At 44.9% G+C, this 13,007-nt stretch carries 9 protein-coding genes; 3 read left to right on the top strand and 6 right to left on the bottom strand.

The genetic code is table 11. The features are described 5' to 3' along the window. The first annotated feature begins 143 nt into the window (after positions 1-143). Positions 144-527, top strand: a complete 384-nt coding sequence (locus U0033_RS25915) for a hypothetical protein (RefSeq protein WP_072360684.1) — start codon at positions 144-146, stop codon at positions 525-527. A 221-nt stretch (positions 528-748) separates the two neighbouring features. On the opposite strand, the gene U0033_RS25910 is transcribed toward U0033_RS25915, so the two are convergent. The 4 genes from U0033_RS25910 to pafA form a co-directional block, all read right to left on the bottom strand. After that, complete coding sequence (locus U0033_RS25910) at positions 749-1,402, bottom strand: DUF4412 domain-containing protein (RefSeq protein WP_143150716.1); 654 nt, start codon at positions 1,400-1,402, stop codon at positions 749-751. 129 nt (positions 1,403-1,531) lie between these two features. Continuing rightward, entirely contained in the window at positions 1,532-2,365 is an 834-nt protein-coding gene (locus U0033_RS25905; RefSeq protein WP_245801766.1) for an enoyl-CoA hydratase/isomerase family protein, read from the bottom strand. 2 nt (positions 2,366-2,367) lie between these two features. Continuing rightward, positions 2,368-2,973 carry a hypothetical protein gene (locus U0033_RS25900; RefSeq protein ID WP_072360680.1) on the bottom strand — a complete coding sequence of 202 codons (606 nt, stop codon included), beginning with the start codon at positions 2,971-2,973 and terminating at the stop codon, positions 2,368-2,370. 95 nt (positions 2,974-3,068) lie between these two features. Then, positions 3,069-4,748 carry an alkaline phosphatase PafA gene (gene pafA / locus U0033_RS25895; RefSeq protein ID WP_072360678.1) on the bottom strand — a complete coding sequence of 560 codons (1,680 nt, stop codon included), beginning with the start codon at positions 4,746-4,748 and terminating at the stop codon, positions 3,069-3,071. A gap of 105 nt (positions 4,749-4,853) precedes the next feature. On the opposite strand from pafA, the gene U0033_RS25890 reads away from it, so the two are divergent. Then, a complete protein-coding gene (locus U0033_RS25890; protein WP_072360676.1) occupies positions 4,854-6,095 on the top strand; it encodes an aminotransferase class I/II-fold pyridoxal phosphate-dependent enzyme in 1,242 nt (413 codons plus the stop codon). 501 nt (positions 6,096-6,596) lie between these two features. On the opposite strand, the gene purL is transcribed toward U0033_RS25890, so the two are convergent. After that, a complete protein-coding gene (gene purL / locus U0033_RS25885) occupies positions 6,597-8,852 on the bottom strand; it encodes a phosphoribosylformylglycinamidine synthase subunit PurL (RefSeq protein WP_072360674.1) in 2,256 nt (751 codons plus the stop codon). A gap of 370 nt (positions 8,853-9,222) precedes the next feature. Here purL and U0033_RS25880 point away from each other — a divergent pair, with 370 nt between their 5' ends. Next, positions 9,223-11,421, top strand: a complete 2,199-nt coding sequence (locus tag U0033_RS25880) for a glutamine synthetase III family protein (RefSeq protein ID WP_072360672.1) — start codon at positions 9,223-9,225, stop codon at positions 11,419-11,421. 159 nt (positions 11,422-11,580) lie between these two features. On the opposite strand, the gene accC is transcribed toward U0033_RS25880, so the two are convergent. After that, positions 11,581-12,918 (bottom strand): acetyl-CoA carboxylase biotin carboxylase subunit, encoded by a 1,338-nt coding sequence (accC, locus tag U0033_RS25875; protein WP_072360670.1) that lies wholly within the window; start codon positions 12,916-12,918, stop codon positions 11,581-11,583. Positions 12,919-13,007: the final 89 nt, after the last annotated feature.

The raw sequence follows: 13,007 nt of genomic DNA, 5'->3' as shown, positions 1-13,007 counted from the left end.
GATCAAACTACTGGAATAAAGATAAGTCTTACCTGATTATCAGCATATTTAACATAATTTAACATAACTTTAAGAAATTTTCCCTAACTTCGTTAAGGAAGTGTTATAAAAATATATAAAAAAGTTTGTACATTTGTGATACAATGAAACAGATAACTACCATATTTAAGACCTTTTCATTGTCTTTTTTGTTGGCCGGTGTTATGGCTCTCGCAGCCTTAAGCGCGCACGCCAGTGATAACCTTACAAACGACAATAATAAAGACAAAGGAAAAAAGGCTGAAGAAAAGCTTTCCCTTAGCGCTATGCCTAAGGCGAATCTTAGCCTTGACGCGGGATATCGCTTCAATGCGATCAATGCCGGCTTTAGGTTTTCTGACGATAATAGCTCATGGAACTTTAAATCTACCATGACTATCAAGCAGGGGAATGTGACATATGTACTGCCTTATGCTGCTCAGATACAACAGCCGTCAAACATGGGCTACCATCATCTGCAGATTATTCTGCCGCTCCGAAAGAACTGATCACACTTGCATATAGCGCATAAAAAAGCTCCGGTAATACCGGAGCTTTTTTGTTTATGGCAGCTAATAATTTGCATTACAACCCTTTGCAGAATCCCCTTCCTTATTAATTAAAGAGCCTGACTAAAAAGTAAAATGAAGGCGCTGAGAATTGCGTAAAAGCCATTTCGTCTCCATCACCCACCCGGGGGGGTACCCTTTTTAGCCAGCCCCCCAATATTTTAACTACCCATCTTCGCCAGTTCTTCCCTGCTAATTTCTTTATACCCCACCTTTGGCACATCAAAATAAGACCCCGGCACCGCATTCAAATCTACTGACACTGCTTCCATCGTCATCTTCCCTCCATTCTTATTCAATATCTCAAACTGCAATGGTATCCCTTTCAGATTCACAAACCGCCTGTTATACTGCTTATTTTCCGGCACCAGCTCTGTCGTATAATACACATCGAAAGTAGTACCATCCGCCAACTTTGCCGTGGCTTTCTGGCAATTATACCCGGCTATCTTCTTCGTTTCAGCCAGGTCCTTGAATTGTGCAGTGGAATACAATTTCAATTCCTTCTCATATTCTTCTTTGCCCGCCCGGGTCAGGTATTTATCTCCATGACTGTTAATCAGGGTAACCACGGTTTCTTCCTTGCTATTTACCAGGTAGCAAATATGTACTTCTGTGAAATCAATATCAACACGGCTCTGATGGCCTTTCATGTACTGGGTGAGGGTACCTGCCGGTAAACCGGGGTCTGTGGCCGACTGACCGGTTGACTGCATGTTGTAAACAATTTTTGCATCGGACACCAGTCGTTGAGCATACGACTGGTTGGTGGTGACCACCACGAATAACAAAAACGTGAAAAGAGCTTTTTGCATGACAGTTAAGTGTTTCGTATAAAAAGTGGTTTCGGTTCAATACCGGATGCCTGCACGCATTTGTCCTATTAGGATAGGGATCATTATCATGCTCGGTTTCATAGGTAATATTGAAAAAATCGTACCGGATTACCATGTCAATTTCTGCCTGTCCAGGAACGCCTGGATACCCCGCTGACAATCAGCATGTTCGCGGGTTACAGCGTTTTCTGCGGCAGCATGTTCCAGGGCTTCATCAAGTGGCAGGTCGTACACCCGGGTTATTAACCGCTTCGTCACTTTTAACGAATTGCCGGAAGCATTGTTACATAGATCAGCTGCTACTTTATTGACATGAGCACCTATCTCTCCGGCCGGCACTACCTGGTTAATCAGTCCATAGGTAGCCGCCTCTGTTGCGGTAATCAACCTGCCCGTTAAAAGCAGTTCCCGGGCCCTTCCCTCCCCTATTTTCCTGACAAGGAATATTGATACCAAAGCCGGGATAAAACCGATCTTTACTTCTGTATAGCCCAGTTTTGCTTCAGGTACGGCGTAACTCAGGTCGCAAAGCGTTACCAGGCCACAACCACCCGCTATTGCATGCCCTTCTACCTGGGCAATGATGATCTTGTCATGGTAATAGATCTTCTTCATCAGTGCCATTAATGCACGGGAATCGGCAAGATTTTCTTCTCTAGTATTTTTTTGTAATTGTTGCAGGGATTCCAGGTCCGCACCAGCGCAAAACGCCTCTCCGGCCCCTTTTAATACGATCACTTTTACAGCGGGTTCTTTTGCTGCTACATCCAATGCTGCCTGCAATTCTGTTACCATTGCCGCATTCAACGCATTGCGCTTTTCCGGCCGGTAGAGTGTGAGAGTAGCCACACGACCTGATACATCATATAGGATATGTTCGTAAGTCATTTCGCTGTAATTTGCGAAGCTGGTTTCGCTGAATGAATATACTACTTTCTTCAAATTTACTTCAATCTATAACCTACGCTTGTATACAGGCCTGTGGAACGCAGATGATCGTGTACATAATCTGTATGAATCATGGGCGAAACAGGCAGCAATAATGTGCAGTTCAATCCAACCTGCAGGCGCTCCCCCAATGGATGGTTAAACCCGATTTCCGTTTTTACGCCATAGTTTACCTTATCCACGTCATATCCCTCGTATAGATACGCTCTCTTGAATGTCTCTTCACCAGCGCGGATATTTACATACGGCCCAACACCTATATACAGTGATGTTTTCTCCCTGGATTGAAGCCGTATAGTCGTATTCAAATGCACATAACTCCAGTCTTCCACATGCCTGTCAGATTCCGGGCTGATAAATGATTCTTTTCCCCCTTCCCTGATATAACCAAGCTGGGAGGAAAAAGTAATAATGTTCCGGCAAAGATGCCCGTATTCAACACCCAGTAAACCGCTGTAGGAATAGGCTTTCCCTTCCCATAATTGAATGGCTTCTCCTTTTACGCTGTGGGTATTAAATCCATTATCGATTTTTAAAATTACCTGTGAGCAACCAACCTGGGTTAACAGGCATAGAATAAGGTTAACAATTAACGTCTTCATAAGTAAAATTGGTATGTGTCTGTTTCAAATATAAAAGAAAAACGTTTCAGTTTTGGAGCCTGAAGCGTTTTAACATTTTGAATTGCGTGATAACATTAATGCGTGATCGCGTCTATCGCCAGGCCCACATTTCCACTTGGCATCTGTATCCTCAACATAGCTGCAATGGTGGGCGCAATATCCGTCATACCAGTAAGTTGATTGCTTTTGCCGGGATGAATTCCCCATCCCATCCATACCAAAGGAATATGGGCATCATAAGGATACCATAAACCATGGGTAGTACCTGTTTTTCCACCTTCGATATAACCCGGACGAACAATGTACTGCACATCCCCGCTTCTCTTTGCATTATACCCGTTGATCAGCATATTTCTCAGTGCCGCAGGTAATATAGTCGTCATCAGGTCTGACAGCGGGAATGCATTTGCCAATGCCGTATCTTTCAACAGTTCCTTTGCTGCCAGTTCCGCAATTTCCTTTACAGATTTACCTGCTTTTTCAATGCCCTCATGATCCAGGTAAAGCTGGTAATTGCTGGCACCAATTACGGCTTTTTCCACACCAAAACGTTCCTTCACCAAAGCATTGATCTGCTTAATATCCGGGTCTACGCTCCAGCTACCACCCGGTAATTTATTTTCTCTTGAAAATCCTGGTACATGTGCTACTCCATGGTCGGCAGTCAGGAATACGAGATACTGCCCTTTACCAACAGTAGCATCCAGGAATTTAAAGAAGGCAGCAAGGTCCTTGTCCAGTCGCAGGTAAGTATCTTCTGCTTCTACGGAATTAGGCCCAAATTGATGCCCTACATAGTCAGTAGAGGAAAGGCTCACAGTGAGCATATCCGTTACCCCACTATTTCCTAAACGGTAAGCATTCACTGTTTTCTGTGCAAAAGCCAGGGTCATGGTATTACCATAGGGGGTACCGGAGATGCCTTTATTTGCATTTGCACTCAAATCATGCGGGAAGACTGGTGTTGCGCCTTCATAGGCTTTATTATCCGCAGCACTCTGTGTATAGGTTTCGATCGGGAACAGGGTATTCCAGGGCTGGGCCAGGTATTGCGCCGGCCATTTCTCACGGTTATAGTTTTCTACCCAGTCAGGCAGGCGGTTCATGTAATAAGAACTGGTGATCCAGTTACCAGTACTGCCGTCATACCAGTAAGCGGCGGTAGCGCTATGACCTGCGGGCAGAATAGATCCCCTGTCCTTAATCGCTACCCCTACCACTTTACTTTTGAAATTAGATGCCAGGCGCAATTCATCGCCGATCGTCGTTACCTGCATATTTTCAGGGCTCATTTTTCCTGCGTTGGAAGTACTGCCTACTGTTGTCACAGTGCTATCTTCTGCGCAATACACTTCTCTGTTCAGGGTCGGGCTAAACCATTCATTGCCCACAATACCATGCACTGCGGGTACAGATCCGGTATAAACGCAGGTATGACCAGCGGCCGTAACTGTTGGAGTATAATTAATTAATGTATTTTCGCAGGAGAATCCTTCCCGCAACATCCGTTTAAAGCCACCATCACTATAGCGGTTGTTAAAGCGATACAGGTAGTCCCAGCGCATTTGGTCTACCACAATGCCAACCACGAGTTTGGGGCGGCCTGATAGCGGCGCGGCTGGTTTATCCCAGATGGTGGTCTGGCCAGGTTTAGGGGAAGTGGCTTTTTGACCACTTACCTGATTAAAAAAGACACTATTAACCGTAACCAATGCTATCGTTAAAATCTTCGGGCCAGGAATTCTTTTATACATTATTATTTTTTAACATTTTGAAATGTAACCCAAGTTTACAAAAACTAATATTTTAATACCTTTGTGGCAAAAATAAAACAAGCACTATTAATCATTATTTAACATATGGATATATTCGAGAAACTGCTGAAACACATGGGCCCTATCGGGGAGCACTCAGACAGAGCCCACGGTTATTTCGCGTTCCCTAAGCTGGAAGGCGAAATTGGTCCCCGTATGAAGTTCCGGGGCAATGAGAAAATCGTTTGGAGCCTCAACAACTACCTCGGTCTGGCAAACCATCCTGAGGTGCGTGCTACAGATGCCAAAGCAGCAGCGGATTTCGGTCTTGCCATGCCAATGGGGGCCCGTATGATGAGTGGTAACACCAACTACCACGAGAAGCTGGAAAAAGAATTATCCGATTTCATGGGCAAGGAAGACACATCGCTCCTTAACTATGGTTACCAGGGTATCATGAGTGCCATAGATGCTATATGCGGTCGTCGTGACGTGATCGTATATGATGCAGAGTGCCACGCCAGTATCATCGACGGTCTGCGTTTACACCAGGGTCACCGTTATGTGTTCAAGCACAATGACATCGAAGACCTGGAAAAACAACTGAAACGTGCTGAAGACCTGATCAAAGGAACCTCCGGTGGTATCCTCGTGATCACTGAAGGTGTATTCGGTATGGCAGGTGACCAGGGTAAACTGAAGGAAATCGCTGCCCTGAAAGACAAGTATGAGTTCCGCTTTTTGGTAGATGATGCACATGGTTTCGGTACAATGGGTAAAACCGGTGCCGGTACTGGTGAAGAACAGGGTGTTCAGGACAAAATTGACCTGCTGTTCAATACTTTCGCTAAATCCGGTGCTTCTATCGGTGCTTTCATCAGCGGCGAAAAGCAGATCATCAATTTCCTGCGTTACAACATGCGCTCCCAGATCTTTGCTAAATCAGTTCCATTACCACTGGTGATCGGTCACCTGAAACGCGTAGAACTGATGCGCGAGCATCCTGAAATGAAGGCTAAGCTGTGGGCGAATGTAAATAAATTACAGTCCGGCCTGAAAGAGCGTGGCTTCAACATCGGTAGCACGAACTCACCGGTTACGCCAATCTACCTGCAGGGTGATATTCCGGAAGCAACTGCTATGTGCCTGGACCTGCGTGAGAACTACAATGTATTCTGCTCTATCGTAGTATACCCTGTAATTCCTAAAGGCCAGATCATCTACCGCCTGATCCCTACTGCAGCTCATAATGATGAAGATATCGAGCTGACACTGAAGGCGTTCAGCGAAACGAAAGAAAAGCTGGATAAGAAGGTGTATAATGTAGCTGAAATACCAATGATATAAGTTACCTGATAATATTAAAAGGCCGGTTCATTATGTGAGCCGGCCTTTTTGTTTGCCCAAAAACAAGGGAGCCCTTCGTTGTAACACGAAGGGCTCCTCTACAAATCTTTCTTTCTCACTAGGTGTAAATCACTTAGCTTTCATTAGGACATGGTAAGTAATAATTGGTTTTCATAGAATGGGAATCAATAAGACTCCTGGATATTTTTATACTAAAAAGCCCCTGACAACCGGACTTGTATTTTGCATTCTCTCTGAATCAAAAATAGTTCACATATGGTAATATAAATTCACACGAAGATGCTATTTTGTTAATGAGTTGTTAAAGTAAATGCATTGTACAATAAAACCTCTTTTTAAGGCAAATAGGCTACCAGTAAGGATTTAGTAATTCAACTACTTTTTGTAAGTGTATGATGAACAGCTTTAAAAGAGAAAAGGTGTAACATAACACCCATGTGGGATATATGTTACACCTTATATGTTTTAAAAGCTTAATACTTAGGCTAAATGGTTTTCGATAACTGAGTCATACTGTTGTTTCCACTGACTCACTTTACCCCAGTCATCACCATCTACAACAATATGTTCTCCTTTCACGATACCGATCTTTTCGTACCTGATTGAGTATTCGCTTGCATCAACCAATCCATGGAGCAATGCTTCGAATTTCTCTTTATCCTCAGGTCTTACGGATACTACTGCGCGGCTCTGGCTTTCGCCAAAGAGGAAGGCATCCTTACGGAAGTTAGCGTTCGTGTGAACATCAAAGCCTAATCCGCCGCTCATAGCGCTTTCCAGCAGGGTAATGAACAGGCCACCTTCGCTCACATCATGTGCGGACTGAATCAGCCCCGCTTTATTCAGTTTGGAGATAGCTGTTTGCAGCTGTGCTTCTTCTTCCAGGTTGAAGTGAGGTGCAGGGCTGAATTCGATGCCGATCAGCTTGTGCAGGTATTCGGAACTGCTGATATCGTTACGGCTACGGCCCAGCAGGTAAACCAGGTGACCAGCTTCTTTGAAGTTGAGGGTCATGCGGTCTTCGATGCTATCCAGGATCCCCAGCATACCAATGGTAGGGGTAGGGTATACAGCACCATCTGGAGACTGGTTGTAGAAGCTTACATTACCGCCTGTAACAGGGGTATTGAATTTACGGCAGGCTTCGCCCATTCCTTTAATAGCGTGTACGAACTGGTAGTATACTTCTGGATCGTAAGGGTTACCGAAGTTCAGACAGTTTGTGATAGCTACAGGCTCACCACCGCTACATACGATGTTGCGGGCAGCTTCGGCTACAGCGATCTGACCACCGATATGAGGGTCAGCATACACAAAACGGCTGTTACAATCAGTTGTTAAGGCCAGTACTTTCTTCGTTCCCTTTACGGTTACGATAGCAGCATCACCTGGTGCATTGGTGCTGGCATTAGCGGCACCTACCATGCTGTCATACTGGGTATAAATCCAGCGTTTGCTGGCAATGTTAGGCAGCTTTACCAACCTTTCTGCTGCAAACTGTGCATGTAGGGTATCCGGAATGTTCTGGATATTGAAAGCTTTGATTTTTTCGAAATAAACAGGCTCTGTATAAGCGCGGTGATATTGAGGAGCACCACCACCCAGCACCAGGCTTTCAGCAGGGATATCTGCTTCCAGTACATCGTTCATGTAGAACTTAAGTGACTTGTCGGTAGTTACTTCACCAATCTGCACGCAATGCAGGTCCCATTTCTCAAATATCTCCAGCACTTTGGCCTCCTGGCCTTTGTGCAATACGATCAGCATTCTTTCCTGGCTTTCGCTCAGCAGCATTTCCCATGCTTTCATGTTCTGCTGCCGGGTAGGCACCTTATCCAGGTGGATAATCATACCATGTTCTCCCTTTGCACTCATTTCGGCGGTAGAACAGGTGATACCAGCTGCACCCATATCCTGCATACCTACCAGTGCACCGGTTGGGATGATCTCCAGGCATGCTTCCAGCAGTTTCTTTTCCTGGAATGGATCCCCTACCTGTACGGAGGGCAGATCTTCCACGCTATCTTCAGTGATATTTGCACTTGCGAAAGATGCACCACCTATACCATCCTTACCCGTGGCAGAACCTACGATGAATACAGGATTACCAGCACCATAAGAAATGGCAGATACTGTCTGGCCTACCTTCACCACACCCACACTCATCGCATTTACGAGTGGATTAGTACCATAGCAATCTTCGAAGTAAGTCTCACCTGCCACTGTAGGCACACCGAAGCAGTTGCCATAATGACCGATACCATGCACAATACCTTTAACCAGATGCTGTGTTTTCTTATCATTCAGGTTGCCGAAACGCAGGGAGTTTAAAGCAGCAATTGGGCGGGCCCCCATGGTGAAGATATCACGGTGAATACCACCTACACCGGTAGCAGCACCCTGGAATGGTTCGATTGCGGAGGGGTGGTTATGTGATTCAATTTTGAATACACAGGCATAACCATCACCAATATCCACCAGGCCGGCATTTTCCTCACCTGCTTTTACCAGCAGGCGTTCCCCTTCGCGGGGCAAGGTTTTTAACCAAACAATAGAGTTTTTATAACTGCAATGTTCGCTCCACATTACAGAATACATACTCAGTTCGGTGAAATTTGGTGTACGGCCAAGGATGTTTTTTATGCGCTCAAATTCGTCTGCTGTAAGCCCCAGCTGTTCGGCTGTTTCAACAGTTGTCTGGGAAAATTTATCTGGAGTTTCTACGGAAGTTTGCATGTAACTGGATGTAATGGTTACGATAATTATACGAAGACGCAAACCTACAGGTTTTCCATCAATTGACAAGGAATTCACCTGTTGGTAGCCACCAATTTAACTGGAAATTATGACCTGCATCAAAGATACTACGTAAGTAATTTCCGCCCCAAAGGCCCATTTTTGGCTCACTACTGAAGTAAAAAAGCCCTTTTAATACATTATATTATTTTTAATATATCAGTTTCAATCCTACTCACCCCTATTTTTTTGACTAAAAATCAAAATAATTAACCTTTATGAAACAAAAATGTAATTTTTTAGTTAAAATCAATTTAATTCTTGCTTATGTAAGCTCAACTGCGTTCTTTTGTGTAAAATTATTTACAGCATGCAATCGTTACGCTTCACCGCGCTGGAAAACCTTTCTGGCGTTGATCTAAAAATCACTTCCGAAGCACTCACCGGTAACAAGATCACCGAAGTGTTCGGCAGCAATGTATTCGCAGGAAAAGCAATGAGGGAAAGCCTGAGTGATGAGGCTTACAAGAGCCTGATGAACTCAATCAAGGCTGGCACCAAAATCGAACGTAAAATGGCTGAGCAGATCGCTTCTGGTCTGAAAGCCTGGGCAATGAAAAAAGGAGTTACCCACTACACCCACTGGTTCCAACCATTAACTGGTACTACTGCTGAAAAGCATGACTCTTTCTTCACCCTGAAGAGTGATGGTACCCCGCTGGAAACATTTGACGGCGACGCGCTGGTACAACAGGAGCCTGATGCATCTTCCTTCCCGAATGGTGGTCTGCGTGCTACTTTCGAAGCTCGTGGTTATACTGCATGGGATCCTTCCTCTCCTCCATTCATCCTGGAACAGGGATTTGGTAAGACACTCTGCATTCCTACTATATTTGTTTCATACACTGGTGAATCACTGGACTACAAAGCTCCTTTGCTGAAAGCACTGTCTGCTATCGACAAAGCTGCTGTAGACGTATGTAACTATTTCGATAAAAACGTTACCAAAGTAACGCCTACCCTGGGTTGGGAACAGGAATACTTCCTGGTTGACGAAAACCTGGCAAACGCTCGTCCTGACCTGATCATGACTGGTCGTACCGTAGTTGGTCACGCACCTTCCAAAGGTCAGCAGCTGGAAGACCATTATTTTGGTTCTATCCCTGAGCGTGCTTACGCTTTCATGCGTGATTTCGAACTGGAATCATACAAACTGGGTATTCCTCTGAGAACCCGTCACAACGAGGTTGCTCCTTCTCAGTTCGAGTGTGCTCCTATCTTTGAAGAAGTTAACATCGCAGTTGACCACAACTCCCTGCTCATGGATGTCATGAACAAAGTTGCTAAACGTCACAAACTGAAATGCCTGCTGCACGAGAAACCATTCGCTGGTATCAACGGTTCAGGTAAACACAATAACTGGTCTATGGCTACCGATACCGGCGTTAACCTGCTGGCTCCTGGTAAGACTCCTAAGACTAACCTGATGTTCCTGACTTTCTTCGTTAACACGATCAAAGCGGTACATGACTATGCTGACCTGATGAGAGCTTCTATTGCTTCTCCAAGCAATGACTTCCGTCTGGGCGCAAATGAAGCACCTCCTGCTATCATCTCCGTATTCTCAGGTAAATACCTGTACGATGTACTGCAGGAAGTTAAAACCCGCGTAAGCAACAAGTTCGATGAGCAGGATGAAGCTATCCTGAAACTCGACCTGCACCGTCACATTCCAGAGCTGATGCTGGACAATACTGACCGTAACCGTACTTCTCCGTTTGCCTTCACTGGTAACAAGTTCGAATTCCGTGCAGTAGGTTCTTCTGCTAACTGTGCTTCTGCGATGACTGTACTGAACACAATCGTGGCTAAGACGCTGGCTGGCTTCAAAGTTGAAGTTGATAGTCTGATGGAGAAAGGTGAGAAAAAAGAGATTGCGATTATGCAAACTCTTAGAAAATATATTGTAGATTCGGAGAAAGTTTTATTCGAAGGCGACGGTTATAGCGAAGAGTGGGAGAGAGAAGCTGAAAGAAGAGGTCTTGCAAATGTTAAGACTACTCCTCAGGCACTGGATGCTTTCGTAACTGAGAAATCTACTAAACTGTTCACAGAAGTAGGTATCTACACAGAGAAGGAACTGCATGCACGTCATGAAATCCTCCTCGAAGACTACGTGAAGAAGGTACAGATCGAAGCCCGCGTGATAGGCGACCTGGCTACTAACACGATTCTGCCTTCAGCAATCACCTATATGAATAGCCTGATCACGAACATTCGTGGTCTGAAAGAAATAGGTTTAGGCGATGCAGCTGTTAAAGCGCAAACCCAGATTGCTAACAAAATAGCTGAACATGTTAACGTCATCAGTGAGAATGTACAGGCTATGATTGAAGCGCGCAAAGTAGCTAACAAAGTTGCTGACAGCCGCCAGAAAGCTATAGATTACTGTGAAAAAATTAAGCCGTACTTTGATGTGATCAGATACCACTCCGATAAACTGGAGTTCCTGGTAGATGACAAACAATGGGCACTGCCTAAGTACAGAGAGCTGCTTTTCTTGCGATAAAACCGTAAGATTGTTTTGGTGTATGATTAGCCCCGGGTATTTACCCGGGGCTTTGTGTTTTTAGGCTATACCCGCCCGGCAGGGATGGCAGGTATAGCACAAAAGAAGAAACCCGGTGGCCTGCTCGGTCACCGGGTTTCAAAATCTAAATCTATTCTCCTACACCAGTTTAAACGTTTCCGTAAACTTAGTCGTAAAATTACCTTTCCTGAAATCCTCATTCCTCATCAACTGCTGATGGAACGGAATCGTCGTCTTCACCCCTTCAATCACAAACTCGCTCAGCGCCCTCTCCATGGTGTTAATCGCCTCTTCTCTCGTCTGCGCAATAGTAATCAGCTTAGCCACCATAGAATCGTAATAAGGAGGAATCACATATCCTGCATAAATATGAGAATCTACTCTCACACCATGACCACCCGGAATATGTAATGTCGTGATCTTACCCGGAGAAGGACGGAAATCATTATGCGGATCTTCCGCATTGATACGACACTCTATTACATGCATTTCAGGCATATAGTTCTTTCCTGAAATAGGAATACCAGCTGCAATCTTGATCTGCTCCTTAATAAGGTCGAAATTGATTACCTCTTCTGTCACACCATGCTCCACCTGGATACGTGTATTCATCTCCATGAAGTAGAAATTCCTGTGCTTATCCACCAGGAATTCGATTGTACCCACGCTCTCATAATTAATAGCTGATGCCGCTTTAATCGCTGCTTCACCCATCTTCTCACGCAGTTCAGGCGTCATGAACGGAGAAGGAGACTCTTCTACCAGCTTCTGGTGACGACGCTGGATAGAACAGTCACGTTCACTCAGGTGACATACTTTACCATACTGGTCACCAGCTACCTGGATCTCAATATGCCTTGGCTCTTCCACGAATTTCTCCATGTAGATCCCATCATTATTGAATGCCGCACGGGCCTCATTTTTTGCCATGTTGTAGGCATTCTCCAGCTCATCGTCTTTCCAAACCACACGCATACCTTTACCACCACCACCAGCAGTTGCTTTCAGGATGATAGGCAGGCCCATCTCCTTAGCGAGTATTCTTGCTTCTTCCAGGCTTTGTAATAAACCACCTGAACCCGGAATAACAGGAACCCCTGCTGCAATCATCGTTTCTTTAGCTGTCATCTTATCCCCCATCTTACGGATCATCTCCGGAGTTGGACCGATAAATTTAATGCCGTGTTCTCCACAGATTTCCGCAAAACGCGCGTTTTCAGCCAAAAATCCATAACCCGGATGGATCGCATCCGCATTCGTGATCTCAGCTGCCGCCATTAGGTGAGGAATATTCAGATATGATTCACTGCTCTGCGGCTTGCCTATACATACCGCCTCATCAGCGAACTTCACATGAAGGCTGTCCTTGTCAGCAGTAGAATAAACAGCCACCGTTTTGATGCCCATTTCCTTACATGTACGTATAATACGCAGGGCAATCTCTCCACGGTTGGCAATCAATATTTTCTTAAACATGTTTTTTCGATAGGTTAAAGAAAAAAGTTAATAAGCCTAAAAGGTTGGAACATTATGAAGCAGGGAAATCCCTACAGTATCTCATAATA

Origin of the sequence: Chitinophaga sancti, assembly GCF_034424315.1 — a bacterium.
Classification (GTDB): Bacteria; Bacteroidota; Bacteroidia; order Chitinophagales; family Chitinophagaceae; genus Chitinophaga; species Chitinophaga sancti.
The sequence above is the reverse complement of the archived record's forward strand: the minus strand, read 5'-3'. Positions and strand labels throughout refer to the sequence as shown.

Bases quoted from the DNA above. Each gene is read 5' to 3' on its own strand.
- U0033_RS25915 (WP_072360684.1), top strand. From the start codon at position 144: ATGAAACAGATAACTACCATATTTAAGACCTTTTCATTGTCTTTTTTG.
- U0033_RS25910 (WP_143150716.1), bottom strand. From the start codon at position 1,402: ATGCAAAAAGCTCTTTTCACGTTTTTGTTATTCGTGGTGGTCACCACC.
- U0033_RS25900 (WP_072360680.1), bottom strand. From the start codon at position 2,973: ATGAAGACGTTAATTGTTAACCTTATTCTATGCCTGTTAACCCAGGTT.
- pafA (WP_072360678.1), bottom strand. From the start codon at position 4,748: ATGTATAAAAGAATTCCTGGCCCGAAGATTTTAACGATAGCATTGGTT.
- U0033_RS25890 (WP_072360676.1), top strand. From the start codon at position 4,854: ATGGATATATTCGAGAAACTGCTGAAACACATGGGCCCTATCGGGGAG.
- purL (WP_072360674.1), bottom strand. From the start codon at position 8,852: ATGCAAACTTCCGTAGAAACTCCAGATAAATTTTCCCAGACAACTGTT.
- U0033_RS25880 (WP_072360672.1), top strand. From the start codon at position 9,223: ATGCAATCGTTACGCTTCACCGCGCTGGAAAACCTTTCTGGCGTTGAT.
- accC (WP_072360670.1), bottom strand. From the start codon at position 12,918: ATGTTTAAGAAAATATTGATTGCCAACCGTGGAGAGATTGCCCTGCGT.